22 protein-coding genes, 3 tRNA genes, 1 other RNA gene and 2 pseudogenes are annotated in these 24,823 nt (G+C 66.2%); 11 read left to right on the top strand and 17 right to left on the bottom strand.

Annotation, left to right across the window (positions count from 1 at the left end):
• Positions 1 to 289 precede the first annotated feature (289 nt).
• Positions 290 to 565, top strand: a complete 276-nt coding sequence (locus ACJ70B_RS06365) for a PadR family transcriptional regulator (protein WP_408959572.1) — start codon at positions 290 to 292, stop codon at positions 563 to 565.
• A gap of 781 nt (positions 566 to 1,346) precedes the next feature.
• On the opposite strand, the gene ACJ70B_RS06360 is transcribed toward ACJ70B_RS06365, so the two are convergent.
• The 4 genes from ACJ70B_RS06360 to ACJ70B_RS06345 all read right to left on the bottom strand — a co-directional run bounded on the left by ACJ70B_RS06360 (position 1,347) and on the right by ACJ70B_RS06345 (position 2,478).
• Positions 1,347 to 1,421 (bottom strand) — tRNA-Ile (locus tag ACJ70B_RS06360).
• A 73-nt stretch (positions 1,422 to 1,494) separates the two neighbouring features.
• The gene (locus tag ACJ70B_RS06355) at positions 1,495 to 1,623 is read right to left on the bottom strand and encodes a hypothetical protein (protein ID WP_408959571.1); all 129 of its coding nucleotides are present in this window, start codon (positions 1,621 to 1,623) and stop codon (positions 1,495 to 1,497) included.
• A gap of 101 nt (positions 1,624 to 1,724) precedes the next feature.
• Positions 1,725 to 2,309, bottom strand: coding sequence for a molybdenum cofactor biosynthesis protein B (locus ACJ70B_RS06350; protein ID WP_408959570.1), 585 nt, complete (start codon positions 2,307 to 2,309; stop codon positions 1,725 to 1,727).
• Positions 2,310 to 2,405: 96 nt separating this feature from the next.
• Positions 2,406 to 2,478 (bottom strand) — tRNA-Asn (locus tag ACJ70B_RS06345).
• Positions 2,479 to 2,573: 95 nt separating this feature from the next.
• On the opposite strand from ACJ70B_RS06345, the gene cca reads away from it, so the two are divergent.
• Positions 2,574 to 3,962 (top strand): CCA tRNA nucleotidyltransferase, encoded by a 1,389-nt coding sequence (cca, locus tag ACJ70B_RS06340; RefSeq protein ID WP_408959569.1) that lies wholly within the window; start codon positions 2,574 to 2,576, stop codon positions 3,960 to 3,962.
• 14 nt (positions 3,963 to 3,976) lie between these two features.
• On the opposite strand, the gene ACJ70B_RS06335 is transcribed toward cca, so the two are convergent.
• The 3 genes from ACJ70B_RS06335 to ACJ70B_RS06325 all read right to left on the bottom strand — a co-directional run bounded on the left by ACJ70B_RS06335 (position 3,977) and on the right by ACJ70B_RS06325 (position 6,971).
• A complete protein-coding gene (locus ACJ70B_RS06335) occupies positions 3,977 to 5,008 on the bottom strand; it encodes a histone deacetylase family protein (protein ID WP_408959568.1) in 1,032 nt (343 codons plus the stop codon).
• Between the two features lie 4 nt (positions 5,009 to 5,012).
• Positions 5,013 to 5,444: a histone family protein gene (locus tag ACJ70B_RS06330; RefSeq protein WP_408959567.1), complete on the bottom strand. Its 432-nt coding sequence runs from the start codon at positions 5,442 to 5,444 to the stop codon at positions 5,013 to 5,015.
• A gap of 66 nt (positions 5,445 to 5,510) precedes the next feature.
• Positions 5,511 to 6,971 carry a single-stranded DNA binding protein gene (locus ACJ70B_RS06325; RefSeq protein ID WP_408959566.1) on the bottom strand — a complete coding sequence of 487 codons (1,461 nt, stop codon included), beginning with the start codon at positions 6,969 to 6,971 and terminating at the stop codon, positions 5,511 to 5,513.
• Between the two features lie 394 nt (positions 6,972 to 7,365).
• Here ACJ70B_RS06325 and ACJ70B_RS06320 point away from each other — a divergent pair.
• The 3 genes and pseudogenes from ACJ70B_RS06320 to ACJ70B_RS06310 all read left to right on the top strand — a co-directional run bounded on the left by ACJ70B_RS06320 (position 7,366) and on the right by ACJ70B_RS06310 (position 9,421).
• Positions 7,366 to 7,438, top strand: a tRNA-Arg gene (locus ACJ70B_RS06320).
• 495 nt (positions 7,439 to 7,933) lie between these two features.
• A pseudogene (locus ACJ70B_RS06315) lies at positions 7,934 to 8,041 on the top strand (twin-arginine translocation signal domain-containing protein); the annotation flags it as partial.
• A gap of 3 nt (positions 8,042 to 8,044) precedes the next feature.
• The gene (locus ACJ70B_RS06310; protein WP_408960081.1) at positions 8,045 to 9,421 is read left to right on the top strand and encodes a PQQ-binding-like beta-propeller repeat protein; all 1,377 of its coding nucleotides are present in this window, start codon (positions 8,045 to 8,047) and stop codon (positions 9,419 to 9,421) included.
• Between the two features lie 68 nt (positions 9,422 to 9,489).
• Here the strand turns inward: ACJ70B_RS06310 and rnpB are convergent.
• An RNA gene (gene rnpB / locus ACJ70B_RS06305) (RNase P RNA component) lies at positions 9,490 to 10,022 on the bottom strand.
• A gap of 105 nt (positions 10,023 to 10,127) precedes the next feature.
• Here rnpB and ACJ70B_RS06300 point away from each other — a divergent pair.
• Positions 10,128 to 10,727, top strand: coding sequence for a TIGR00296 family protein (locus tag ACJ70B_RS06300; RefSeq protein ID WP_408959565.1), 600 nt, complete (start codon positions 10,128 to 10,130; stop codon positions 10,725 to 10,727).
• Positions 10,728 to 11,154: 427 nt separating this feature from the next.
• Here ACJ70B_RS06300 and ACJ70B_RS06295 read toward each other — a convergent pair whose 3' ends face one another.
• From ACJ70B_RS06295 to ACJ70B_RS06265, 7 genes are all read right to left on the bottom strand, one after another.
• Complete coding sequence (locus ACJ70B_RS06295) at positions 11,155 to 12,360, bottom strand: nicotinate phosphoribosyltransferase (RefSeq protein ID WP_408959564.1); 1,206 nt, start codon at positions 12,358 to 12,360, stop codon at positions 11,155 to 11,157.
• Between the two features lie 75 nt (positions 12,361 to 12,435).
• On the bottom strand, positions 12,436 to 13,923 hold the full coding sequence (locus tag ACJ70B_RS06290) for an Hvo_1808 family surface protein (RefSeq protein ID WP_408959563.1): 1,488 nt from the start codon (positions 13,921 to 13,923) through the stop codon (positions 12,436 to 12,438).
• A 96-nt stretch (positions 13,924 to 14,019) separates the two neighbouring features.
• Positions 14,020 to 15,711, bottom strand: coding sequence for an Hvo_1808 family surface protein (locus ACJ70B_RS06285; RefSeq protein ID WP_408959562.1), 1,692 nt, complete (start codon positions 15,709 to 15,711; stop codon positions 14,020 to 14,022).
• Between the two features lie 118 nt (positions 15,712 to 15,829).
• Complete coding sequence (locus ACJ70B_RS06280; RefSeq protein ID WP_408959561.1) at positions 15,830 to 16,843, bottom strand: SDR family oxidoreductase; 1,014 nt, start codon at positions 16,841 to 16,843, stop codon at positions 15,830 to 15,832.
• 2 nt (positions 16,844 to 16,845) lie between these two features.
• On the bottom strand, positions 16,846 to 18,384 hold the full coding sequence (locus ACJ70B_RS06275; RefSeq protein WP_408959560.1) for a vitamin K epoxide reductase family protein: 1,539 nt from the start codon (positions 18,382 to 18,384) through the stop codon (positions 16,846 to 16,848).
• Positions 18,385 to 18,394: 10 nt separating this feature from the next.
• Positions 18,395 to 20,290 carry a glycoside hydrolase family 15 protein gene (locus tag ACJ70B_RS06270; RefSeq protein ID WP_408959559.1) on the bottom strand — a complete coding sequence of 632 codons (1,896 nt, stop codon included), beginning with the start codon at positions 20,288 to 20,290 and terminating at the stop codon, positions 18,395 to 18,397.
• A 282-nt stretch (positions 20,291 to 20,572) separates the two neighbouring features.
• Positions 20,573 to 20,746 carry a hypothetical protein gene (locus tag ACJ70B_RS06265; RefSeq protein ID WP_408959558.1) on the bottom strand — a complete coding sequence of 58 codons (174 nt, stop codon included), beginning with the start codon at positions 20,744 to 20,746 and terminating at the stop codon, positions 20,573 to 20,575.
• 366 nt (positions 20,747 to 21,112) lie between these two features.
• On the opposite strand from ACJ70B_RS06265, the gene ACJ70B_RS06260 reads away from it, so the two are divergent.
• The 3 genes from ACJ70B_RS06260 to ACJ70B_RS06250 all read left to right on the top strand — a co-directional run bounded on the left by ACJ70B_RS06260 (position 21,113) and on the right by ACJ70B_RS06250 (position 22,252).
• On the top strand, positions 21,113 to 21,685 hold the full coding sequence (locus ACJ70B_RS06260) for a cysteine hydrolase family protein (RefSeq protein ID WP_408959557.1): 573 nt from the start codon (positions 21,113 to 21,115) through the stop codon (positions 21,683 to 21,685).
• Between the two features lie 52 nt (positions 21,686 to 21,737).
• Positions 21,738 to 21,902: a hypothetical protein gene (locus ACJ70B_RS06255; protein WP_408959556.1), complete on the top strand. Its 165-nt coding sequence runs from the start codon at positions 21,738 to 21,740 to the stop codon at positions 21,900 to 21,902.
• Between the two features lie 182 nt (positions 21,903 to 22,084).
• On the top strand, positions 22,085 to 22,252 hold the full coding sequence (locus ACJ70B_RS06250; protein ID WP_408959555.1) for a hypothetical protein: 168 nt from the start codon (positions 22,085 to 22,087) through the stop codon (positions 22,250 to 22,252).
• A 44-nt stretch (positions 22,253 to 22,296) separates the two neighbouring features.
• On the opposite strand, the gene ACJ70B_RS06245 is transcribed toward ACJ70B_RS06250, so the two are convergent.
• Entirely contained in the window at positions 22,297 to 22,785 is a 489-nt protein-coding gene (locus ACJ70B_RS06245) for a PaaI family thioesterase (protein WP_408959554.1), read from the bottom strand.
• Between the two features lie 143 nt (positions 22,786 to 22,928).
• Here ACJ70B_RS06245 and ACJ70B_RS06240 point away from each other — a divergent pair.
• Positions 22,929 to 23,110, top strand: a pseudogene (locus ACJ70B_RS06240) (DUF4385 family protein); the annotation flags it as partial.
• 32 nt (positions 23,111 to 23,142) lie between these two features.
• Here the strand turns inward: ACJ70B_RS06240 and ACJ70B_RS06235 are convergent.
• Complete coding sequence (locus ACJ70B_RS06235; RefSeq protein WP_408959553.1) at positions 23,143 to 24,042, bottom strand: hypothetical protein; 900 nt, start codon at positions 24,040 to 24,042, stop codon at positions 23,143 to 23,145.
• Between the two features lie 58 nt (positions 24,043 to 24,100).
• Between ACJ70B_RS06235 and ACJ70B_RS06230 the strand changes: the two genes are divergently transcribed.
• On the top strand, positions 24,101 to 24,814 hold the full coding sequence (locus tag ACJ70B_RS06230; protein ID WP_408959552.1) for a biotin/lipoate A/B protein ligase family protein: 714 nt from the start codon (positions 24,101 to 24,103) through the stop codon (positions 24,812 to 24,814).
• Positions 24,815 to 24,823: the final 9 nt, after the last annotated feature.

Raw genomic sequence — 24,823 nt, 5'->3', positions numbered from 1 at the left:
TCGACCGTCGTTCGTCCGACTCACGTCGTGAGCGACGGCCGGCAATTACTCGAGTGGACGGTGAGTATGTTCTGTAAGATTGTTCGTATCATACAACTAATAGCTATATCTCGACCGCGAAAATTCGGGTGAACAGAGACCGAACCGCCGGACGTAATCACTCATTACTAGACGAAACAGGAGACAGTAGCGACGACGACTCAGTTAGTACGACAGAACGTACGGAAAACGGTTGATACGAAATCGATAACAAATAGCCGTGTTCCCGTTCGTCCGCCTGAATACGACAATGGACGATCTGACAGGGTTTCAACGAGACCTTCTGTACGTGATCGCGGGGGCCGATCAGCCGTCCGGCCAGGACGTGAAAGATGAAGTCGAAACGTACTACGATAGCGAGATCAATCACGGCAGGTTGTATCCGAACCTTGACACGCTCGTCAATAAGGAACTCGTCGAGAAGGGACAACTCGATCGGCGGACGAACTACTACGAGATCAGCGACAGCGGCCGCCGGGCCATCGAAGAACGACGGCGGTGGGAACAGCAGTACATCAACGACTAGCTCGTCGGCCCCCGCTCTTGCACGTCGGTCATCATTCGACCTCAGCGACCCCCGAATCGGGGGAAGCTATCCTCCATGACGAACGTCGCGTATCTGGACCAGTTTCAGAGCAGGGTGACACCGATGCTACGGCCAGTTCCAGTCGTGCTCGATGGCTCGCTCTCGAGAGGCGCGTACACGACGCGAACGCCGACGGATGTCTCTTCGAGCCACGACCGAACGCGACCTCGGGCGGTCAGGCGACGATGCGACCATACTCGAGTCCGATACTCTGTCCTTATAAGCAGCACTCGTCGAGCGACCGGAACCGTTCAGTCGAGACACTACGCTTTTTGACTCGGCGACGGATGGGTGCAGTGGCCCGTGTCTGGACCCGACCCGATACAGTGTCCGATCTGCGGATGGACAGGGAAACAGTCCGCACTCGATAGTACAAACACCGGACCCGTTTGTCCCGCTTGTGGCGAGTCCGTGGTGATCGAGTAGTTTCATAGGTCTCCTTCGCGCTCGGAGCTCGGTATCAGTCGATCGGTTTCGCTCAAGACCCATCTGCCGTCGACTCGAATCTTCCATCGCCGAGCGCATGCCGACTGTCCTCGTCGTCGCGTGATGGACGATGGCGTTCGGCTCTCAGCGCGTATAGCCGCCCGCCGGAACTAGTGACTTGTTCGGCTCCGGTTCAGCGGCCGATGAATCGGGAGTAGAAAATAGCCGTCTCGTATCGTTGAGGTTGCTCTTATCGGCCGAATCTACATCGGCCACAGTTCGACTGTTTTGCGGATGGGCCCTGACGGATTCGAACCATCGACCACTCGGTTATGAGCCGAGCGCTCTCACCGGACTGAGCTAAGGGCCCGCCAGACGAGAGAAATCGTGCCCGGTAATTAACGCTTGCTGTCCGGTTCGCTCGCGAGAAAAGGACGGAGCCGTTACGCGGTCAGCGCCTCGAGGTCCTCATCGTCGAGTTCCGCCTCGAGTTCGTCTTCGCTGTGGAACTCGAGGAGTTCCTCGCGCTCCTCGGCGTCGAGTTCGGTGGCTGTTTCGAAGTGGTGGCACATGGCATCCGAAGACACGCGAGCGCTTTCAATAAAAGCTGGGTCAGGCGTACTGACTGCTCGCTCGAGTACCGGAGCGATCGCGCTGCCGCTCGTTCGACGTCCTACTCCTCCCGATAATCCGCGAGCGTCTGGTCGTTCGCGCCGGTGCGGTGACGGGTCGCCAGTCCCGCGAGGTGGGGCGTCTCGGGGACGATCAGTTCCTCACAGGCGGTCTCGCAGGCGCTTTCGCTCCCGGGCAGGCAGAAAACCGGCGTATCGACGGCGATTCCCGCCGTCGCGCGCGAGGCCATCGCCCGCGTCCCCACTTCGTCCCACGAGAGCGAGCGGAACAGCTCGCCGAAGCCGGGCAGTTCGCGTTCGAACAGCGACGCGGTCGCCTCCGGGGAGACGTCGTCGGCCGTGACGCCCGTGCCGCCGGTGGTACAGACCACGTCGATGTCGCGGCGCGCGACCAGTCCGCGGACGGCGGTCCGGATCGCCGAGTAGTCGTCCCGGACCAACAGTCGCTCGCGCACCTCGTGGCCCTCGGCCTCGAACGCCTCCTGAATTGTGTCGCCGCCCGGATCGTCGGGATCGGATTCGCTCGCCCGCGAACTCGAGACGGTCACGATCCCGACGTGGAGCGGATCGATGACGTCGTGGCCGTGATGGTCGGTACCCCGTCGGTCGTCGCCGTCGCTGGTCATACGACTATCTCACTGCCGAGCGACGTTAATTCCTCCCCACCGAGTACGGCCCTCTCGTCGATTCGAGAGCCTTCGCGAGTACCGTTCGAAAAACAGCGCCGAAGCCAGGACTCGAACCTGGGACAACCTCGTTAACAGCGAGGTGCTCTACCATCTGAGCTACTTCGGCTCATCAATTGATAGCCGGGTTGATTTGATAGGGCTTTCGTTTTCGCTTCCGGCGGTTCGACACCCTTTCACGCACCGCTCGAGTAGCCCCATGCGATGAGCGAGGAGGACGCCGATCGCGACGAGTCGAAGACGCGAGACCTCGAGCGGGTCGTCGCCGAGGTCCGAACTGAGGTCACTCCGGACGCGGACGAACGAGCGCGACTCCGCGAGATCGCCGACCAACTCATCGATCGGGCCGACCGCGCCGCGACGGATCGGTGTGCCGACGCCGACGTGCTACAGGTGGGCTCGACGGCCCGCGATACGTGGATCAGCGGCGACCGCGACATCGACATCTTCGTCCGCTTCCCACCCGACCTCGACCGCGAGACGCTCGAGGCGTACGGCCTCGAGGTCGGCCACGAGACGCTGCCAGCGGGCCACGAGGAGTACGCCGAACACCCCTACGTCAAGGGTACCGTCGAGGGATTCGACATCGACGTCGTCCCCTGTTTTCGGCTCGAGTCGGCGACGGAGATCCGTTCGGCGGTCGATCGGACGCCGTTTCACACGCGATACCTGCAGGAGCGACTCGACGACGATCTCGCCGGCGATGTCCGCGTGACGAAACAGTTCCTCACGGGGATCGGCGCATACGGCAGCGACCTCCGGACGCGGGGCTTTAGCGGCTACCTCACCGAACTGCTCGTCTGCGAGTACGGCGGCTTCCGGCCGCTGCTCGCGGCCGCGGCCGACTGGCAGCCGCCGGTCGAACTCGATCCCGAAGCCCACGGCCGCGCGAGCTTCGAGGATCCGTTGGTCGTCATCGATCCCACCGACCCCGAGCGCAACGTCGCGGCGGTCTGCTCGCCGGCCAACGTCGCCCGCTTCCAGCATTACGCCCGCGAGTTCCTCGACGCTCCGCGCACCGCTCTCTTCGAACCCACAGCTCCCGATCCGCTGACGGAAGCAGAACTGCGTGCCCACCTCGAGCGCCGCGGCACTACACCCGTCGCCGTCCGCTTCGACGCGCCCTATCTCGTCGAAGACCAGCTCTACCCACAGCTCCGGAAGTCGCTTGCAGGAATCACACGGGGCCTCGACGATCGGGGGTTCGACATCTTCCGCGCCGTGACCGTCGCCGACGAGACGGCCGTCGTCTTCGCGGAACTCGCGGTCAGCGAGCGCCCCGCCGTCGAGCGCCACGAGGGACCGCCGATTTCCGTCCGCGACCACGCGACCGGCTTCTACGACGCTTACGTGGACGATACCGACGCCTACGGCCCGTTCATCGAGGGCGACCGCTACGTCACCGAGCGCGACCGGTCGTTCACCACCGCACGTGCGTTCCTCGAGAGCGACCGACTCTTCGACGTGGGTCTGGGCGCACACGTCGAGACGGCGCTTGAAGACGACTACGAGGTGCTCGTCGGCGAGGAGGTCGCAGTGCTGCTCGAGGAGTTCGGGACCGAGCTCGCGGCCTACTTCGATCCCCAGCCCTGAGCCTGCAGACCGGCCTAGAGATCGCCGAGATCGACGTCGAGATCGTGCGCTTCGAGGACGTCCTCGAGGGTGGACGCTGCCTTCCCGTCGGACTCGCCGTCGGGGGCGATCGGCTCGCGTCCGTCGAAGGTCTCGTGGACGATCGCAACGCTATCGGCGAGAACGTCGAGCCCGTAGCCGCCCTCGAGGACAAAGGCCAGCGCGGCGTCGGTGTCGTCGGCCAGCGTCCGCAGTCGGTCGGTCAACAGCGCGTAGGCTTCCGTTGAGAGCCTGATCCGCGAGATAGGATCGTGGCGGTGGGCGTCGAAGCCGGCACTGATCAACAGCAAGTCGGGGTCGAATTCGGTTAGCGCGGCGGTGATCGGCCCCTCAACGGCGGCCAGATACTCGTGATCGTCGGTGCCGGCGGGCATCGGAACGTTCATCGTCGTCCCCTCACCGTCGCCCTCGCCGGTCTCGTCGACGGCACCGGTGCCGGGGTAGAGCCCCTTCTCGTGGAGCGAAACGAAGAAGACGTCGCCCCGGTCGTAGAAGATGTCTTGCGTCCCGTTGCCGTGATGGACGTCCCAGTCGACGATCGCGACCCGGTCTACATCGTGTTCGTCGTGATCGAGCGCGTGCTGGGCGGCAACGGCCACGTTATCGACGAAGCAAAACCCCATCGCGTCGTCGTAGACGGCGTGGTGTCCCGGCGGTCGACCGATCGAAAACGGTGTCTCCCGCCCCGTCGCACCCTCGAGCGCTTCGTCGGCGGCCCAACACGCCAGGCCGGCGCTCTGGCGGGCCGCGTCCCACGTCGCCTCGACGGCGGCGGTGTCGGGATCCCAGCTTCCGCCGCCCTCCGCGCAGAACTCCCGGACGGACTCGAGGTACTCGCGGTCGTGGACGGCGGCCATCGCGTCGAGGTCACAGGGGTCTGCCTCGACGTACTCGACGCCGTGTTTCTTCTTCAGTCGCTCCCGGATCGCCCGTAGCCGGTCCGGCGACTCGGGGTGGCGCGAACCGGGGTCGTGTGCGAGACAGGTCTCGCTGTAGCCGAACTGCATTTGCTCACTCGAACAACGAGAAGTACGTCTCGATGTCGTCGTCGGTGATGGTGCGCCGGTCGGCGTGGTGTGCGAGGGTCGCCGCCGCCCGAGCGACGTTGTCGGCGTAGTCCTCGAGAATGTCGGCCAGTGCGACGCGCGCGTCCATCGAGACGCGATAGCGATCGTCGATCTCCAGTCTGGCGATGCGATCGACCGGCGCGACCGGCAACTCGAGGTCGTCTTTGTCGACGACCCGTTCGACGCCGAAGTCCTGTGCCATCAGTGTCTTGCGACCGTCCGTCGTCGCCTCGTCGGCGGCGTCGATCGCGAGCTCGCTCCCGTGTTCTTGAATCCGCGTTGCGAGTTCCTTCGACGCGTCGGCACTCACCCGAAGATCGCCCGCGTTCCGCCGGATTATCGTGTCCACCGGGGCGAACGGGAGTTCGACGTTCATATCATGATAGGCGAAGCTAACTCCCTTAACGCTTTTCCTAGGCGGACGATGAGGTTGCTCGCGGCGTCAGAACACGTCGTTTGCCTCGAGTCGGCCGTCACGGACGACCCCTCGGGCCGTTATCTCTTCGCCGAGGCCGACATCGACGTTGGTCGCGACGCTCATGGTCGTCTCGCCGTCGTCTAAGACGATCGGATCGCCGGCTTGGACGACGACGCCGGTGAACTCGAGTTCCTCGCCGTCCGACGGCTCGTCCGAATCGGCGTCGGCGCTGGCGGCCGCCTCGCTACCGCTGCTTGCGTCCTGTCCTGTGTCGGCCGTCTCGCCGTTCGAACCGTCTCCGTCCTCGCCGGCGAAGGCAGACAGGCCGGCGTTTGCGTCGCTCGAGCCGTCCTCGCCGCCAGCAGCACTCGCGTCGGCCGAGTCGGACTCCAGTACCGTGATCGTCGACTGCCAGCCCGCCGACGCCTCGAGGTCGTCTTGCCAGCCGTCCTGGATCTCGACGTCGCCCAGCGCGACCTCGTCGCCCGGACCGATGTCGATGTCGGCCTTCTCGCCCCATAGCGCCACACGGATGTCGTCGGTCGCGTCCTGGACGCGGATGTTGCGGACCTGTCCTTCGGAGCCGTCGTCGCGGTCGAACGTCCGTTTGGGGTCGGCCGAGCGGACGACCCCCGCCAGATCGACCATCTGATCGATCTCCACGTCCTCGATGGGCGTGCTCTCGGGGACGTACTCGACCTCATCATCGACTTCCTCGACCGCGCCGCGGTTGCCGACGTGGAGCTCGAGACTGCCGTCGCGTTCCTTGACGTAGCCGTCGATCACTTCGACGGTCGCGCCGGCTTCGAACTCCGTCGCGAGGGCCGCCCGTTCGTCCCAGAGCGTCACGCGGATGCGGCCGGTCGGATCGCCGAGTACGAGGTTCGAGACCTGTCCTTCGGAACCGTCGTCGCGGTCGAACGTCCGAACGCTGTCGGTGTCCAGAACGAGGCCGACGAGGTTGACATTCGAGAGGCCAAGCGAGAGGTCCTCGACGGCGTACGTATCGGAAACCTGTACGTCGACCTCGGTATCGGCATCGGGCTCGACGTCGTCGACGCTGACCTCGACGCCGGAAAAGCCCTCTTTGGGTCGGCCCTTGATCCGCAGCACCTGCCCCTCCTCGAGTTCCTCGATAGCGGCTTCGGCGTGGTCGTCCCAGAAGGCCGCCCGGACGGACCCCGTCTCGTCCGCCACTTCGACGTTGACGACCTGCCCGTCCTCGTCGTCGCCGTCGCGCTCGAAGGTCCGTTTCTCGCCGATCGAGAGCACCTTAGCGACGAACTTCGCCTCTTCCATGCCCGGTTCGATGTCGGCGATTCCGCCGACCTCGCTCTCGCCCACCTCGTGAGCGACGAGCATCGCCGCCGTCTCCTCGTCCGCGAGCCCTCCCATCTGCTCGACCTTCGCCTCGACAGCCTCGCGAAATTCCTCGAGGGAGACGTCGGCCTCGAGATCCTCGTATACGCCCTCGATGTCGCTCATTCTATGCTCAGGCATGGGCAGGTCGCGCATAAGCGTTGTCCATTCGGCGTCCCGACGGCAGATCGCGTTCGGCGGATTGCGCCGTAATAGGCACCATATCGGTCGATATCGGCGTCGTGAGTTCGGCGCGTCCGGGCCGTTCGATGGCGGCACTCGAGCGGGGAATCATGCCGCCGTCTGGCCGCTCGATCGTATATAAACTGTCGTGTGGGGGGAGAGGGCCGTCGAGCCGCGACTCGTCAACCCCTTCCGATCGGACGGAAGCGATACGCGCGAGGTCAACGGGGTCAACCAGCATCTGGATCGAACCGTGTTGACGGGCGACACGAATCGCCGGCCGGCGACCGATTTCTTTCGAAAGGGCTTTAATGTCCACGCGGTTACGAAGAGATGAGTCCTGATAGGGTAGTGGACTATCCTCTTGGCTTGCGGAGCCAGGGACCGGAGTTCAAATCTCCGTCAGGACGTTTTTCCGAACACAACGTCGACGAGCGTAGCGAGTCGGCCGTGTTTGGCAACCGGACCCGGCGATGTGAGCAGGGAAGTCACAGCGGCCAGCGAAGCGATCGTCTTCCGTGTTCGAATCTCCGCCAGGACGTTCACCCTTCGCGAGCGGTTTACGCTACGCAGCGCTTGCTTCGGCGTTCGGTCCTGCCGTGTCTCCCGCTCATTTTGTTCGTGTGAAACATCGTCAGGACGTTTTTAGCGACGGCAACTCCGAGAACGTGAGGTGGCTATATCGGAGCCCGTCGGACACAGCGAGTCGAGGAGCCGTTCGCGGCCCGAGCGCGCACTGAACGAGGTGATGTGGGCCACTCGAGTTCGCGTAGCAATGATTGTGCCGAACTCGCACGGAAATGACCATTCTTCGAACGTAAACTGAAATCCATAGCTGTTGCAAAAATAGAACGATTGCGAGAGCCCGGTTCGACATCGAAAACCGCGTTATTCGTTATATAGTAATGGGGGTTACATATCTCGGGCCACCTATGCGTCAGAATACGAGACGGAAGTTCTTGAAAGGATGCACGACGGCCGCTGTGGCCGGTGGGGTACTCGCGGGAGCCAACGGCGTGAGCGCGACGTCCGGGGACGAAGACGGATCTACCGACGTCGCTCCTCGCCCGCCCGAAGCGGCGACCGATTGGTCGACCGCACGGTGTGGCCCCGGACGGACGGGGGCGGTCGGCTTCAGTGACGGGTTCGGAGAGGCCTTCGAGTTCGACGCCCTCGAGACCGACTGGACGACCGACGCCGAGGCGCTGCCGGTTGTCGCCGACGGGACGGCTTACCTGTCTGTCGAGGGCGCAGTACGTGCGCTCGACACCGCCGACGGCTCCCTCGAGTGGCAGTGCAAGGGAATCGGTGCCCATGGCCAGCCGACGGTCGCGTACGGAACTGTCTACGCCCGCTGTGACAATACCGTCGTCGCCCTCGACGCCGCGACCGGGGCCGTTCAATGGGAAACCACAGTCGCGGACGCCGCCGACGATACCGTCGCGTCGCCCACGGTCGCCTTCGGAACGGTCTACGTCTTCACGGAGGAGTGCCTGACCGCGATCGACTGCAAGACGGGCGCGGTCGAATGGACGCGCAGCGGCGTCGAGCTGTCGATCGGCGATCCGTGGGAGGAGCCGGAAACGGTCAGCAGATCGCTCGAGCGCAACGTGGTGGCCGATGACGACCGTATCTACGCCATCGCCGAGAAGGGGACGATCGTCGGGCTCGATCCGCTGACGGGCGATCTGGACCTGACGATCAAAACGAACTACTACTACTTGTACGACCTCGTCGTGGCCGGCGGGAGGGTGTTCGTCAGGACGCAGTCTGAAGTCGTCGCCGCCTACGATTCGGAGACCTGTGAGCGAGTGGGGATCTGGTACGGTGGCATCCGTCGGATCGCCGTCCGTGACGAGACGCTAGTGTTCGTCACGCGCTATGAACTCGTCGCGATCGATCTCGAGAGCGGCGAGGAGCGGTGGTCCGTCGGGAAGTACTCTCATGCCATCGGTGATCCGGTGATCGCCTGCGATACGGTCTTCGTCAGTATCGGGCTTCAGGGCGGTCAATACGAGAACTCGCTCGTCGCGTTCGATATCGACGACGGCAGCGAGCGGTGGGTTCGGCAGCGAACGGGCAGTGCATACGTCGGCGAACGCTGCGTCGTCGCCGATCGAACGGTCTACATCGACGACGGCGGGTTGACCGCGATCCGCGTGTCATCGGACGACGGCGGTGACGGCGACGATAGCGCCGACGACCAGCCACAGCCGAACACGGGCGATGCTGCGGACGACGAGACGCATGACGATGGGTCGGACGTCGAAGAACCGCCGAAGACCGACGCTCGAGATGCCGCCGACGATGTGCAGGAAGACCCGAACGAGACGGCCGACGGTGGCCAACACCAGGCTTCGATATGGACGAAGCTGCTGAGCCTGTGCTGGTAGAATCGAGACGGCCGCTTTACTGACGGCGAGGCGCACTCGAGCGGCCCCGTCGCTCTCGAGCGTGAAACGGGTGAGAGGAGTAAGCCCCCTTCTGTTCGGCCCGGCATTCGGCTGAGCGTCCGCACCGTCCGCGGCAGTGCCGCAGGGCGTTCGGGCTACCACGGCGCGGACTTGCACCGGTGAGGATTCGCCGTTCCATCGATCCTCGGCCGTCTTGGTGTGGGCGATCACGCCGAGCGCGATCCATGGGTTCGAACCATGATCGGTCGCTCACACGCTGCTCGACGGCTTGCGCCGTCTCGCCTTCGGCGGTTTCCACCGCCTCACGAATCGTGGCCGCGAGGCGGCCACGCATTCCCTCTGCGGGTCAACTCCCCTTCCTCTCGGTCGGGTTCGCGCGCATCATCGGTCGGGCCGAGACGTGTCGTTTCTGTTCCAGCGCCAGCGGTCTCCCGCTCCGGACTTGCGTCCGGTCACCCGCCCGAACGGGTGGGGGGACTTTCCTCGCGGGCGTTGGGCAACCCGGTGGGTTGGCCAACGTTTCGAGAGGTGATCGCGCCGTTGCCGGTACGATCATCGCGGCAGCCGGGCTCTCTCTCCCAGTTCTTCTAGACGGGTCGGGTGAATAAGTCCCCCGGTCGGCGTCCGAAACGCGCCTCGAAACGAAGGGAAGCGTTTTAGGACGACTACTTCTTTGTGTCTCTGTATGTCCCAGGGACAGGGCGTCGACCTTTCCTACGAGGACGGTGCACGCGCGGTCGAACTCGCGCGTGAATCCGTCGAATCCTACGTACAACACGGCCAACGAGAACAACCGGGCAGCATGCGCGAAGCCTTCTACGAGCGGACCGGCGCGTTCGTCCGCCTCGAGTCGACCCGCGGCCGGGGGAGCCTGCGGGGCTGTGCGGGCGGCTACCGCTCGGGAGACCAGCTCGGCCACGTCATCGTTGACGCGGCAATCGAAGCCGCCAGCGAGGACTCCTGTGGCTCTGAAGTGAGCCCGTCGGAGCTGCCGAATCTCACCGTCTCGGTCTGTACCGTGAGGAACGTACTGTTGACCGACGATCCGCTGGCCGACCTCGAGGTCGGCACGCACGGCGTCGCAATCGACGGCGGTGACGGCGGCTGGCTCTATCCGACCGTCCCCGTCGAAAACGGCTGGAGCGCTCGCGAGTACCTCGATCGCACCTGCCGCAAGGCCAAACTCGCGCCGGGGGCCTGGCAGGACGACGACGTGATCGTCACGCTGTTCGAGGGGCAGGTCTTCCGCGAGCGCGAGGCGGACGGCAGCGTCGAACAGGTTTAACGGCGACAACACCGCTTTTGCTGACAATTTTCCGGGATTCGAGAGCACCCTGTCATCGGACCGCCGACGTGACTAGCTCAATCGTCCGATCGCCCCGACCGATTCAGCGCCGCGAGCTTCGCCTCGAGCAGGTCGTCGAGCGCCGTGAACACGTACTGGACGGTAAACCAGCGCGCGAGCAGGTTGACGATGAGCACCAGCGGGATCGAGAGAGCCGAGGACCACGGGAGCAGGATCAGCGTACAGAACCGGCTGATCGCGAAGATGATGACGAGACGGACCGACAGTTGGTCGCGATTTCGGAGAAAGGGGCGGCGGAGCCGAGTGCCATCGACCGACTATCGTCCAGGACGAGTAAAAGTAAACTAGACTGAATGGTCGGTTCACGGACCACTCGAGACAGTGGCGATCGGCCGTTACCGACGTCTTATGGTGACTCACCGAATCCGACCGCCTCGGCGTCCGCGAGGCAGCGTTCGGTCGCTTCCTCGAGGTCGAACTCCCGGACGATCTCGCCGTCGCGGAGCAACGGCTCGAGCAGCGCTTCGCCGCCCTCGGGCCCCTCGCGGTCGGCGAGCGCGACGTGATGACCGCCATCGGGGGTCCGGTAGACCTGTTTGACGCCGGAGAGTTTCCCTCGCTTGGAGATCGGCTCCCTCTCATCGTCGGACGGCGTCCGACTGTTCGAGGGATCGGAAGATCCCTCGCTGAGTTCCACGATGTCGAGGCTGAAGTCCACTGAGTTTGCGCCGGTGATGTGGCTGCCGACGCCGAAGCCGTCGGCGACCTCGCGCAGCGGGCGGATGGTCTCGGGCGTGAGACCGCCGCTACAGAAGATGTCGACGTCCTCGTGGCCGCGGGCGTCGAGTTCCCAGCGGACTTCGCGGATGATGTGCTCGAAATCGCCGCGGCGCGAACTCGTGGTATCGATGCGGACGCCGTCCAACTCGTCGCCGAGCGTCTCGGCGGCCAGCAGGCTCTCGCTCTTTTCGTCCCAGAAGGTGTCGACCAGTGCGATACGGGGGACGTCCTCGCCGACGGCCTCGTCGAACGCCTCCCAGGCCGCGGCCTGGTTGCCCTCGCCGAAACAGAACATGAGCGCGTGGGGCATCGTCCCGCTCGCTTCTCGGTCGAGGATCTCGCCCGCCGCGACGTGCGAGAAGCCGTCCAGCCCGGCGAGCAGCGCGGCTCGCTCGACCGTCGACGCGATCGACGGGTGGACGTGGCGCGCGCCAAAGGAGAGGACGAGCGAGTCGGGAGCCGCCAGTCTGGCCTCGAGCGCGGCCGTCGCGAAGCCGCTTGGCTGCGAGAGGAAGCCGAGCAGCGAGGTCTCGAGTTCGGCGAACGCGAGGTAGGGCCCTTCGATTCGGCAGACAGGCCCGCCGTCGAACAGCGTCCCGTCGGGGAGCGCGTCGACGTCGACGGGCCGGCCCTCGAACAGCGTCGCGATGTCTTTCACGCCGGTGAAGACGTCGAACTCTCCAGTCGGGAACTGGTCGGCGGTCACTTCGGCGATGACGTGGGGGTTCTTCTCAGCGTGCTCGAGCGTGGCCCGTGTACGCTCGAAGTAGGCGTCAGTCGCGTCCCCCGCGAGAATCGCCTCAGGAGGAACGGTTCCGAACGGATTTGACATATCGCCGGTTGCCCGCGGGAGGCAAAAAAGCTACTCGTCTGCCGCCGCGCGCCGGATTTCCGGCGCACCCGTAGGTCAGCCCGCGGTTGCCGGTGTCGCGGACGCCGTAGTCTGCGCTCTCGACGTGGACGCCGGCTCGAGCGCCCGCGTGGCGGTCGCGGCCGGCTCGCCGCCCGCGGCGTGAATTGCTGCAAGGGCGTCGACGCTCGGCGCGCCGACGATCTCGACCGTCTGGCCGCCGACCGAGACGCGGTACGCGCCGGTAAAGGGCTCGCCGTCCGGAATCCGGTAGACGTCGGTCTCCGCGGTTCCAGCGGCGTCGATCGGTTCGGCACCGCGGTTCTCGAGGAGGTCACGGTAGGCGGCGGCGAACTCCCGTGCGTCGGCCGGCTTCTCCCAGGCGAGTCGCCAGACGTGGCCCGTTCGGTTCGCGTTCGCCGTACTCCGGTAGACCTGGAAGCTATCGCCGGCCCACCCCGCCGTCGCGGGGTGGGAGTAGTTGTACGGCCCGAGGTCGGTGCCACCGGCGGTGAGCGGCCGGTCGATCACGCCGTTTGCCCACAGCGTCGCGAACATGGTCGCCTCGCCGATCGTCTCCGTCTGGGGCTCGCCGGCACCGTGGCCACTGCCATCGCCGTTCGAGCCGCCCCCGATCGGCCGCCAGGCGTCGCTCGAGCGATCCCGGATCGTCACGTCGACCGGCTCGCTTTCGGGGTAGCGGTCGGGGTGGATCAGCTGGGCGGTGCTCTCCGGCGGCGCGTCGTGGGCGCGACCGACGGCCGCCCAGCCGTCCCGTTCGTAGAGATCGGCGACGAACGGCGGTCCTTCGGCGTACGGGGCGTAGACCGAGAGGAAGAGGCCGACGTTGAACGGGCGGTCGGCGAGCGCCTCGCCCGAGGCCGTTCCGGTCTGGTGATCCGGCAGGCACCGCCACTCGTCGCCACAGCGGCGGTCGTAGCGCTCCGGGACGAGATTTGCTTCTCCCTCGAGCAGGCCGTTCTCGGCCCGCAGGCCGTCGATCGTCTTGCTTTGCCGAGCGATGCCAAACCGCTGGTCCTGCAGGGCGTGGGTCAGTTCGTGGACCAGCGTCCAGCGGTCGATCCGGATCTCATCAGTGTTGTTCGTGATAATGACGATCCGGTCGTCGATGTAGTAGCCCTGGATGGAGTCGCCGTAGAGATCGTCGAACGCCCGACTCACGTCCGTCTCGCCGTCGACGACGAACGTGCCCCGCCAGAGCTCGTTTCGGAACGCGGAGGCGTTTCCGTTCCGGGCCGCTCGCTGGGCGCGATACTCGTCGCGGCTCACCACCTCGAGGTCGACGTCGCGGCTGAACTTCAGCCCCCGGACGACCTCGATTCGAGCCATCGTACGGTACTTCACGGCCTCGAGTTGGTCGCGGGTGAGGCCGTCGCTCGCGTCGAACGCGAAGGTGTCGTCGTGGGCGTAGTCGCCGACGTGACCGAGTTCGCGGTTGGTGTCGAATCCGGTCGTGTCGCCGGGGAGCGTACACCCCGAGAGGACGACCAGCGCGACGACCGCAAACAGCCTGGCCCGCGTCATTGCCCTACTGTTCGGCGAGAGCGTGAAAGGTATCTCGGTCGCTGGACCCGGCGGTCGGTTTCGGCTCCGCGTTCGATCCGTCTGAAACGAGACCGATCAGGCCCGGCTCATATCGAGGGCGATCCGCGTTGCCGTGCCAAGCAGTGCGATCGCGATCACGCCGACCGCGACGAGCGGGCCGAACTCGGGGATCCCGTCTGAGCCGTCGCTTCCGTCGAGTTCGATCGTATCCTCGCCGTCGGGTGCAGTGCCGGCCTCGACGTTCGACAGTTCTCCGACTGACGGCGCGCGGACGATCGTCGCTGTCGTTCCGTTTTGTTCGATCGCGTACGCGCCGGCGTAGCCGCCGTCGCTGATTCTGAAGGTGTTCCGTTGCCCGTCGACGGGTTCGGCGTTGTGGCTCTCGAGTAGGTGGAGGTAGCCGTCAACGAACTGCTCGGCGTCCGTTTTCGACTGCCACTGCGTGCGCCAGACGTAGCCGGCCTCACCGGCCGCGGCCGGCGTGCTGGCGTTGACGGCGTCATCGTTCGTGTAGACGACGAGTTTGTCGCCGGCCCAGCCGTTCGTGACCGCGTGGTTGTACTGATAGCCCCGGTTATCCGCGAGGAACTCGCTGTCGTTGATCACCGCATCCCGGCTCGAGCCGAACGCGTCCGCGGTGAACATCGCGACCATGCCGGCCTCGCCCACGGTGTCGCTCGCGGGCTCGCCGTCGACGGTGAGCTGTCGCCAGTCGCCGCTCGAGCGATCCGGCACCGAGACGTTCGCCGGCTCGCGCTCAGAGCCGGGGTGGATCACCGCCGACGTGGTCGTCGGCGGGTCGTCGTAGGCCGCGTTGACGGCCGACCAGCCCGGCCCCTGATAGCGGAGGTGGTTCACGTAGTCGGGGCCGTCGCTGTAGGGCTGATAGATGGTGAAGTAGATACCCCAGTTGATCTCCGGCGGCAGACCGCGATTCGCGCTGCTCGGCTCGAGGCAGTTCCATATGTGGCTACAGTAGCTCTCGTACTCGAGTTCGACCCGCTTGGCGTCGCCCTCGACTAGACCGTTCTTCGCAAGTTCGCGGTCCTGGGTCGTCCCCTCGAGCGCCGAGAGGTTGTAGTGTTGGTCCTGCAGAGCGTGGACGAGCTCGTGGGCGAGCGTGACCTCGTCCAGTTCGGGCGTCTCGGGGTTCTCAGAGACGATGACGATCTCGTCGGTCTTAGGGTCGTAGTAGCCGCTGACGGCCCCGCCGTACAGCGACTCCGTCGCGTTCGACGCGGCGGTTTCCCGGCCGACCATGAACAGCGCCTCGTAGGCGACGTTTTGCTCTAAGCGTTCGGCCGCGGTGAGGTTTGCAAAGCGGCCGTCGTTATTTCGTCGATACGCCGCACGGGAGACGACGTCGACGGAGACCTTCTTCTCGAAGGTCATGTTGCGGATCAGTTCGACGCGGGCCATCGACCGGTAGACGACGGGCGCGAGTTCGCCATCGTCGACGACCGCGTTCGACTGGTTGTCGACCGGTAGCGGATCGTCGTACCAGTAGCCCGAGACGTAGCCGACGGTTCCGCTGGTCGTCGGATTCTCGGGCCGATCGGTTTGTTCTTGGACGGTCGCCGCGTTCGTCGTCGCGATCGAACCGGCGGCCGGGGCGAGTGTCGAATCGGACGACGCGGTCGCCGGCGCACTCGAAGCTCCCAGCGTCGGTTCGGCACGCACCGGACCGGCGACCGCGCCGGTCACCAGCACCGCGACGAGCAACACCGAGAAGAGGGCGACGGACGAACGGAGAGACGTCGATTCCATCTGAATCGGATAGCTATCCGTTGGAATAGGAGTGTAAAAAGCACGGTGGTTGCACCGCTCGAGAGGTCCCAGTCGTCGCCGCGACGACGGCGGATGCGTAGCGCGCGAAGGGGGCGGCTCAGTCGTCGTCCGTCACGTACCGACCGAGCACGATGCTCGCGATCGCGGCCGCGAGGCCGGCGACCAGCGCGAGCGCGCGTCGGTGCATCGACGCCTGAAGCTGGTAGCTACGGTCGCGCGCCCGCTCGTTGAACGGGCCGTGTGCACCGTAATCGCCCGACAACGGCTCGTGGAGGTTATTCTCGCGGTCCGGATCAGTCGGCTCGTCGGTCAACTGCGAGTCGTAGCCGCCGCTTGCGAGCATGTTGTCCAGCCGCCGCGGAATCAGGCGGTCGCCCAGAATCGCCTTCACCGTCGATCGGCCGACCCACAGTTCGTCCTTGTCGCGGTCGACGGCCCAGGTGATCGCTCGAGCGGCAACCTCGGGCTGGTAGATCGGCGGCACCGGCTGGGGCTTGCGCGGCATTCGGCTCTTCGACCACTCGAACTGCGGCGTGTTCATCGCGGGCATCTGCACCATCGAGAGCTGGACGTCGCAGTCGTCGTGGATGAGCTCGGTCCGCACGGACTCGGTGAAGCCCTGAATGGCGTGTTTCGCGCCGCAGTAGGCCGACTGCAGCGGGATCCCTCGGTACGCCAGCGCCGAGCCGACCTGGACGATCGTCCCCTCGTCGCGGGGGCGCATCCGCTCGAGGGCGGCCTGCGTACCGTAGACGTAGCCCAGATACGTGACCTCGGTGACGCGCCGATAGTCGTCGGCGGTCATCTCCGCGGCCGGCGAGAACACCGACACCATCGCGTCGTTGACCCAGACGTCGATCGGGCCGAACGCTTCTTCGACGGTCTCGGCCGCGGCCTCGACCTCGTCGGGGTCGGCCACGTCCGTCGGGACGACGACCGCCTCGCCGCCCGCGCTCTCGACATCTTCGCGTGCGCCCTCGAGGCCGTCCTCGCCGCGCGCGAGGAGGCCGACCTTCGCGCCGCGTTCGGCGAACGCGCGAGCGGTGGCTCGCCCGACGCCGGCCGATGCACCCGTGATGACGACGACTTCCGAATCGCGTGTTCTTTCCATCGTTAGCTCTTGAGAGGGTTGAACCGGTCGAACGTCTGGAGGGTGGCGTACTCCTCCCAGCCGCCGTAGTGGTCCGCGAACGAACCGCGCGGGACGCTGAGCACCACGATGAGCGCACCGGCGATGACGGCGTTGATCGCCGCGAACGTCGGAACGCCATCGAACAGCCACGGGGCGACGGCGACCCAGGCGGCCAGCGGGACGTTCAGGAACCGGATCGCACGCGCTGGCTCGGCGGTCGCGATCACGGTGAAGGAGACGACCAGCGAGCCGACGAGGTGGCTGCTGTCGGCCATGAAGCCGGTCGTCCCGAAGACCGTCGGCGAGAGCATGAGCCATGCGCCCAGTGCCATCGCGCCCACCAGCGTCCACGGGGTCGAGATGCCCCAGAATGGCTCGCTCGCCGGAGAATCACCGATGTCCCGCATCGCGTGCTCGTCGACGCCGGCCTCGTCTTCTGGAAGCTTCCCGCCCATCCAGAAGGCGGTCCAGAGGCTGTCACCCTGGCGCATCAGCCGGACGACGAACTGCCCCATCGCGACGACCTCGTCGACGGTCAGCGAGATCATCCAGAGCATGCCAAAGGCCGACAGGAGACAGAGGGTACACCACGTCCCGACCATGATCGGTTGCATGATGACCAGCAACACCTGCATGAAGCCCAGGGGGATCACGACGACGCCGAAGAAGGCGACCATCCACGGCATCGTGCGCCAGCGCCGCCGGTCGCCCATGAAGCCCATCAGGGCCTCGACGGAGTAGGCGACCGCACCGAGACCCGCGTCGGAGACCGGGAACGCCTTCGACACCCTCGAGGTGAGGATCTGTTCGGTACCGGACCCGTAGATTGGGTCCCAGACGCTCCCGATGTAGCCGAGTTGGAAGGCGGCCATATACCACGAGGCGAAAAAGCCGAAGATCCCAAGCGCGATCAGCGGCGCGCGTTGTGCGCGCGTGGAGGGGTTGTACGTCCAGCCTGAGGGCACGGTCGGCCCCTCCATCTCCGAACGCATCACGATCAAGACCGAGAACGTGATCACCATGACGCCGACGAGCCCGCTGTTCGCGTAGGCCGTGGCCGTCGGTGCCCAGAACGCGATCGGCGCGAACACCAGCCAGAGGCCGACGAAACCGTTGGCGTAGTTGGCGTACCCGCTCTCGCGGTAGATCGTGAGCCCGGCCAGCGCGATCAGGACGAGCCCGCTGCCGACGCTGTTCCAGAACACCAGCGCGCTCTCGTAGCCAAGCGCCGGCGCGGTCGCGACGAGCCAGATACCGAGCGAAATGACCGCGTACTGGGGCCAGATTTCCTTGGTCGGATGGGCGAGCATCATGTCGCCCGGCCGCATCGAGTCGCCGCCGTCATCGTTGCCGTCGTCACCGCCGTTCCCATCGCTACCGCCACCATCGCCGCCGTTGCCGCCGCTGCCGGTCGTGCCGCCCGCCCCGGCCCCGTCGCCGGCGGGCCGCGGGCGGCGCTCTCGCGCGTCGGTCGTTACCGCAGTCGGTTCGTCGGTCGAGTCGTGGGCTGTGTCGCTCATTGATTGTCTCTCACTCGTTGTCGTTCGACTGGCGGACGATCTCCGCGCTCGAGTCGATTCCATCCGCGCCGTCGGTGCCGAGCGGTGCCAGTGACGCGTCGCTCGAGCCGGCCGCATCGGCGAGATAGAGCGCGCTGTTGAGCAGGCCGATGTGGCTGTACGCCTGCGGGTAGTTGCCGCGTTGCTCGCCGCTCTCGGGGTCGACCACCTCTCCGAGCAGGCCAAGCGGGCCGACGTACTCGAGGATGGACTCGAAGCGGTCGCGGGCCTCGTCGGTCCGGCCGGCGAGTGCCAGCGCGGTAACGAGCCAGAACGAGGTGACGAGGAACGGATTGTCGACGCCCGGGAGGCCGTCGTCGCCCTCGTAGCGCCGAACGAGCCCGTCGTCGGTCGCCAGCCGGTCGAGTGTTGCGTCGATCGTCCCCTGCACGCGGTCGTCGTCCGGTGGGAGGAAGCCGACGACCGGCACGAGCAGGGTCGCCGCGTCGAGCGTGTCCGCATCGCCGAACGAGCGCACGAAGCTGTTCGCGGACTCGCTGACCCCGCGCTCGAGGATCGCCGCCCGGATGTCATCGCGAGCCGTCCGCCAGCGCTCGAGTGGCGCGTCGACGCCGTCGGCCGCCTCGGCGAGCTTGATTCCTCGATCGAGCGCCGTCCAGCACATGACCTTCGAGTAGACGAAGTGCTCGTGGTCAGTCCGCAGCTCCCAGATGCCGGCGTCTGGCTCGTCCCAGCCCTCAACGACGTAGTCGACGAGATCGCACACCACCGTCCAGTCGTCGAGTCGCATCGGTTCGCCGTAGCGGACGCTCTCGTAGAGCGCGAGGACCAGTTCGCCGTAGACGTCGAGCTGGTGCTGGTTTCGCGCCGCGTTGCCGACGCGAACGGGGGCGGAGCCGCGATACCCCTCGAGGTGGTCGAGGACCCGTTCCTCGAGGTCGCCCCCGCCGTGGAGGCCGTAGACCGGCGGGACCGCCGCCGGATCGTGCCGGCTGCAGTGGTCGAGACAGAGTTCGAAGTACGAGCGAGCCTCTGCGAGGTGGCCCAGTTCGGACAGCGCGCGGACGGTGAAGGCCGCGTCGCGGATCCAGTTGTAGCGATAGTCCCAGTTGCGGACGCCGCCGCAGTCCTCGGGAAGCGACGTCGTCGGGGCCGCACACACCGCACCGGTCTCTCGGTGGCTGAGGAGTTTGAGGACCAGCGACGAGCGGATCGCGAGGTCGTGCCACCGGCCGCCAACTGGACACGTCTCCTCGTCGCAGTCGTGGGTCCAGTCGCGCCAGTACTCGACCGTCTCGGCGAGCGTCTCTCGGTGGCGCGCCGGCTCGAGGGCGATCCCCTCGCCGTAGCCGAGCACCAGCCAGTGTGTCTCGCCGCCCTCGAGCGTCGCCGTCGCGCTCGCCCCGCGGCCGTCGCGTGCGGGTTCGAGGCCGAGGCCGCTTGAGAGGACGGCCCGTTCGTCGTCGCCGGCCGCGACGACGCCGTCGGCGGTCGCTTCGATCTCGGGCACGTCCTGCGCGTAGTCGAACCGGGGATCGAACTCGATCTCGACCTCGAGCGGGCCGTCCTCGCAGTCGAGCTTCCGGTAGACGGCGGGCGGCCGGTCGTCGGCGTCGATGGCCTCCGCGATGGGTATGAAGTCCGACATCGTCATCGCACCGGCGGCCGTCTGGAACGTCGTCTCGAGGACGTTCGTTCGGTCGCGGTAGCGCTGGACGGACTCGAACGACTGCGCCGGTCGGACGGCGAAACGACCGCCCCGGTCGGCGTCGAGTACGGCGGCGAAGACGCTCGGCGACTCGACGTGGGGCAGCGGACACCAGTCAATCGAGCCGTCACGGCCGACGAGGGCGACCGTATTTCCGTCGCCGATTGCGCCGTACTCTTCGATCGGAGTGTACTGCATGATAGCGTCGGGTTCGACCACATCGTCACCGTCTTGCGAACGATACGCACACTGATACCCTGCCGATTCAATCCTCAGTGGACGCTCCGTCCGTAGTCGCTGCGTCCGTTTCCCTATTCGGCAGTCATTCGAATGGTCGCTGTGCTTGCGATGGACGTGGTAGAACGCGCGAGCCCCGCTTGCGAGCCGACCGTCCGACGGGGCGGTGTGTCGGCGTGGTGGTTCCGATCGGTCCCGTCGACCGGCCGGCTGACCGCCGGGGCTCGCGGGCGAACCCCGGACTCAGCGGTCGCGCTGGACCAGTTCGGGCGGTACCGAACAGCCACAGGGACTCGCGGTCCCCGTCAGCGGGCCGCTGGCGGTGACGAACCCGACCGGGTCGCCACAGCGCGGGCAGTCGGGCAGCGGCGATACGCCGTCGCCGTCGTCGTCGGCCCCGTCGGCGTCGCTATCCATCACGACCGCGCCTCGTTCGGCGGTACCTCGACGGCGTCGACGCTGGTCGTGTCGGGCGATTCCGGTGTCGTGCGGGACGTTTATATCCCGGTAGAATCAACGCAAACATGGCTTTCGAACCCTCTCGGGTTGGAAGCCACGTCTCGGGTGGTTCCAGCACCCGGGGCATTTCGATGAGCCCCCTGTTCTCGGAGAGCGACTTCCGATCGGATTTCTAATCTATTGTAACTTATATCTACTGTTACCGGTGTGGGATATAATCGGTTCGCGCGGTGCGCTCTCGAGTGACGCGACCGCGGCCGTTCCCGGCCACCGTTCTCGCGCCCGCGAACGTTTTTACGATGCCGTTCGTACACCCATTTAGACATGCGCCTCGAGCCAGATCGCACGGCGGTGGTGGTCGTCGATATGCAAAACGGCTTCTGCCATCCGGACGGGTCGCTGTACGCGTCGGGCAGTGAGGCCGTCATCGAACCGATCGCCGACCTCATCGAGCGGGCCCGCGAGGCCGGGGCGCGGGTGATCTTCACCCGCGACGTCCACCCGCCCGAGCAGTTCGACGACACCCACTACTACGACGAGTTCGAGCAGTGGGGCGAACACGTCCTCGAGGGGTCGTGGGAGGCCGAAATCGTCGACGGACTTCCCGCCGAAGACGCGGATCTCGTCGTCGAGAAACACACCTACGACGCGTTCTACGACACCGAACTCGAGGGATGGCTGAACGCCCGCGGGATCGACGATCTCGTGCTCTGTGGCACCCTCGCAAACGTCTGCGTCCTCCATACCGGCGGCAGCGCGGGGCTGCGGGATTTCCGCCCGATTCTGGTCGAGGACTGCATCGGCGCGATAGCAGACGACCACCACGAGTACGCCCTCGAACACGCCGCGTGGCTGTTCGGCGAGGTCGAACTGAGCGCGGACCTCGAGTTCGCGTGATCGACCACGGATTCGCAGGCTCGCGTCTCGAGCCCCCGCGTGGTGATCACGAATGAATCGACGACGGCTGCGACCGCTGTACCTGCTCGGGATCGCGCTCAACGTCGTCGCGTTTGGGTACGCCGCGACGAACGGGACGGTGCTGTACGCCGGGGCATTCGCCGTCGTGGCGGTCTATCTCGTCGTTCGGCTCCGCATGCTGTCCGCCGATACGTAGGTCACAGGTGAGCAATCGCGAGACCGAACGCTCGAGCGATCGAGGGCGCGACGCCGCACGACCGTCAGTGAACAGCTTTTACTGCCGTCTTTCCGACGACCGGATATGGAAGGAACTCGAGCGCGTCTCGCGGTGTCGGCCGTCGGTCTGTGGTCCGGCTCGGAACGGAACGGGGGCAGCGAATGAACGAAAGCCGGTTGCGGTCGGTGTACGTCGTCGGTATCATGGCCAGTGCGTACGCGTTCTGGTACGTCCTCACCTCGATCGACTCGATTCTATACGCCATCCCGTTCGCGCTCGCGACGGCCGTCTTCGTGCTTCGCCTCCGGACACTGACTTCCGATTCCTAACGCGGACTGGTCCCCACGCCGGGCGATGACTGCGACCGCCGGCCCTACTCGGGCCGGAAGACGCGGTAGGCCCCCTGGCCGGTCGCCACGGCTTTCGTCTCCCCGTCGGGAGTCGTGCTCTCGACGGTGATCTCACTGACGCCGACGCTCTGTCCGAGGCGGATCACGTTCGCCGTCGCCTCGAGGTCGCCGGTTGCCGGCCGGAGGTAATTAATATTCAGATTGATCGTCGCCATGCTGACGGCGAAGGGGTCCGCGTCCTCGAGGGCCGTCTGGAGCGCGAACCCGCCGACGGTGTCGATGAGCGTCGCGGCGACGCCGCCGTGGAGGTCCGCGCGTCGATCGACCGTGTCCGGGCGCGTGTTCGTCAGTTTCTCGTCGTACGGAATCGCGAGCGTCATCGTCCCGCGGTCGACGTTCTCGACCGTGGTCCCGAGCCACGACAGAAACTCCTGATTCTCGTCGATAAGGTGCTGCAGCGCGCTCTCGAGGTCGTCGAACTCCTCGAAGAACGCCTGCATCTCGTCGGTCATACACTCTCGTCGCCCACCGACGTTCTTTACGGCTACGTTTCCGGCCGTTCCCGTTCTCGAGCGTTCATCCCTCTCCGGACCGTTCGAAGAGTATGATCTGCGCGTTCGACGGCGGCCGCGCCGCGAACGACCGTTTTGGTGGTGAGTCCGATGAGTTCCCGGGCACGGACATGGCTCGCAAGTACCTTCGGATGGGGGACACCCGCGAAATTCGCTCCGCGAGATATCCCGGCAGCCGGAAATACGACGACGGCGACGAGCGCGAGCCGCGGCGCTCGTCTTCGAGGAGTACTGGGAGCGCGTCCACGAGGACGAGGCCTATTAGCGGGTGAAAGCCGGTCACCGAGAACAGACCGACTAGCGATGGTCGACGCTCGAGCGAACGCGCACCCGAACGTGCGCTCCCTGCTCGAACGAACGATCGGGACAGATCAGCTTCGCGCCGAAGTCGCCGTCGCGCGCACAGAACAGCGAGAGCCCGGTGATCGGCTCGCCGTTGGCAGTCACGGTCACGTCGTCCCACGCGATCGTCCGGCCGTCGGCGACGCCGAGCCGATCGCCGTTCAGCGAGACGACGGATTCGGCGTCGGCCTCGAGCGATCCACCTCCCCCGCCGCGCTCGAGCAACCCGCCGCCGTCGTAGTGGGGCAATCCGCCGTCTACGACGCCACCGCCGTCGGCCCGAACGCCGACGAATTCCGTGCCGGGAGCGGGATGTGCGGGCGCGTCCAGCACCGCGTAGGTGTCGCCGGTCGAGACGACACGACCGGTGCCGTCCCACTCGAGCGGCCGGACCCGGACTCCGAGTTCGATCGGGAGCGATCCCGATGCCCGATACGGGTTCTGGTCGGGCCGGCGGAAGCCGACGTGGAGGTGGTTGTCGACCCACGGCGCGAAAAAGCCCACCCGGACGAGCCGACCCAGCGAGTCGCCCGGTTCGACCCGATCGCCGGCCTCGACGGCGGGATCGACGTGGAGGATTCGGGTGGTCAGCCCCTCGAGCGGCGCGGGGCCGTCGCAGTCGATCAGAATGAGATGGTCGTGCTCGGGTGCGTAGGGTTTCGGCGGCGCGCTGACGGTGCGGGTCTCACGGACGATGCCGGCGACCGGACTCGGCGCGGCCGTCGTTCGGTCGTCGACCAGCGTCCCGGGGTAGAGGTCGATCGCGCAGCCGCCGTCGTGAGCGGGGTACGGCGAGTTGTATAGCGAGAACCGCTCGTACTGCGCCAGCACGGCCTCGGGGAACGTGACGGCCATCGATTACCGATACCTGCGCGGCGGGAGCGTTTAGGTGCGTCGAGTCCGACGGTGGGCTATGCGCGTGTTCCGCGGGCGGGCGGCGTCGATCGAGGCCGATCGCGAGGCGAGCGACCGGCTCCTTTCGGCGGTCGCCGACGGCGAGCGCGCCGTTCGCGTCTGGATTCCCCACCAACAGGTCGCCTTCGGCCGACGGGACGCCCGCCTCGAGGGGTACGATCACGCCCGCGAGGCCGCGCGTGAGCGCGGCTATCCGCCGCTCGAGCGCGACGTGGGCGGCCGCGCGGTGGCCTACGACGGCGAGACGACGCTGGCCTTCGCCCGCGCCGAGCCGGTTGCCGACGGTCGGACTGGCACGACGGAGCGTTACGAGCGCACGACGGCAGACATCGAGCGTGCGCTTCGAACGCTCGGACTCGACCCGGTTTGCGGCGAGCCCGACGACTCGTTCTGCCCGGGGACGCACTCGCTGTCGGTCACAGACGGAGCCGACGGCGGGCAGCGGGACGGACAGCGGCGGAAGATAGTCGGTATCGCCCAGCGGATCTGCCAGAACGCGGCGCTCGTCGCCGGCGTCGTCCTCGTCGCCAACCGCGAGGCGCTCGCGGGCGTCCTCGAACCGGTCTACGACGCGCTCGAGGTGGCGTTCGAGCCGCGATCGGTCGGCACCGTCGCGGACGCGGGCGGGCCGTCCGAACCGGAGGCCGTTCAGGCGGCGCTCGAGGACGCGCTGGTCGGCGACGCGCGGCCGTCGGTGACCGCGGTGAGGTAACGCTTTTTC

This window comes from Natrinema sp. 74, from assembly GCF_046097095.1.
In the GTDB taxonomy this organism is placed as follows: domain Archaea; phylum Halobacteriota; class Halobacteria; order Halobacteriales; family Natrialbaceae; genus Natrinema.
This window is presented reverse-complemented; position numbering and strand designations above follow the sequence as displayed.

Excerpts from the sequence above, each read along its gene's own strand:
- ACJ70B_RS06365 (WP_408959572.1), top strand. The coding sequence starts at position 290 with ATGGACGATCTGACAGGGTTTCAACGAGACCTTCTGTACGTGATCGCG.
- ACJ70B_RS06355 (WP_408959571.1), bottom strand. The coding sequence starts at position 1,623 with ATGTGCCACCACTTCGAAACAGCCACCGAACTCGACGCCGAGGAGCGC.
- ACJ70B_RS06350 (WP_408959570.1), bottom strand. The coding sequence starts at position 2,309 with ATGACCAGCGACGGCGACGACCGACGGGGTACCGACCATCACGGCCAC.
- cca (WP_408959569.1), top strand. The coding sequence starts at position 2,574 with ATGAGCGAGGAGGACGCCGATCGCGACGAGTCGAAGACGCGAGACCTC.
- ACJ70B_RS06335 (WP_408959568.1), bottom strand. The coding sequence starts at position 5,008 with ATGCAGTTCGGCTACAGCGAGACCTGTCTCGCACACGACCCCGGTTCG.
- ACJ70B_RS06330 (WP_408959567.1), bottom strand. The coding sequence starts at position 5,444 with ATGAACGTCGAACTCCCGTTCGCCCCGGTGGACACGATAATCCGGCGG.
- ACJ70B_RS06325 (WP_408959566.1), bottom strand. The coding sequence starts at position 6,971 with ATGAGCGACATCGAGGGCGTATACGAGGATCTCGAGGCCGACGTCTCC.
- ACJ70B_RS06300 (WP_408959565.1), top strand. The coding sequence starts at position 10,128 with ATGTCCCAGGGACAGGGCGTCGACCTTTCCTACGAGGACGGTGCACGC.
- ACJ70B_RS06295 (WP_408959564.1), bottom strand. The coding sequence starts at position 12,360 with ATGTCAAATCCGTTCGGAACCGTTCCTCCTGAGGCGATTCTCGCGGGG.
- ACJ70B_RS06290 (WP_408959563.1), bottom strand. The coding sequence starts at position 13,923 with ATGACGCGGGCCAGGCTGTTTGCGGTCGTCGCGCTGGTCGTCCTCTCG.
- ACJ70B_RS06285 (WP_408959562.1), bottom strand. The coding sequence starts at position 15,711 with ATGGAATCGACGTCTCTCCGTTCGTCCGTCGCCCTCTTCTCGGTGTTG.
- ACJ70B_RS06280 (WP_408959561.1), bottom strand. The coding sequence starts at position 16,843 with ATGGAAAGAACACGCGATTCGGAAGTCGTCGTCATCACGGGTGCATCG.
- ACJ70B_RS06275 (WP_408959560.1), bottom strand. The coding sequence starts at position 18,384 with ATGAGCGACACAGCCCACGACTCGACCGACGAACCGACTGCGGTAACG.
- ACJ70B_RS06270 (WP_408959559.1), bottom strand. The coding sequence starts at position 20,290 with ATGCAGTACACTCCGATCGAAGAGTACGGCGCAATCGGCGACGGAAAT.
- ACJ70B_RS06265 (WP_408959558.1), bottom strand. The coding sequence starts at position 20,746 with ATGGATAGCGACGCCGACGGGGCCGACGACGACGGCGACGGCGTATCG.
- ACJ70B_RS06260 (WP_408959557.1), top strand. The coding sequence starts at position 21,113 with ATGCGCCTCGAGCCAGATCGCACGGCGGTGGTGGTCGTCGATATGCAA.
- ACJ70B_RS06255 (WP_408959556.1), top strand. The coding sequence starts at position 21,738 with ATGAATCGACGACGGCTGCGACCGCTGTACCTGCTCGGGATCGCGCTC.
- ACJ70B_RS06250 (WP_408959555.1), top strand. The coding sequence starts at position 22,085 with ATGAACGAAAGCCGGTTGCGGTCGGTGTACGTCGTCGGTATCATGGCC.
- ACJ70B_RS06245 (WP_408959554.1), bottom strand. The coding sequence starts at position 22,785 with ATGACCGACGAGATGCAGGCGTTCTTCGAGGAGTTCGACGACCTCGAG.
- ACJ70B_RS06235 (WP_408959553.1), bottom strand. The coding sequence starts at position 24,042 with ATGGCCGTCACGTTCCCCGAGGCCGTGCTGGCGCAGTACGAGCGGTTC.
- ACJ70B_RS06230 (WP_408959552.1), top strand. The coding sequence starts at position 24,101 with ATGCGCGTGTTCCGCGGGCGGGCGGCGTCGATCGAGGCCGATCGCGAG.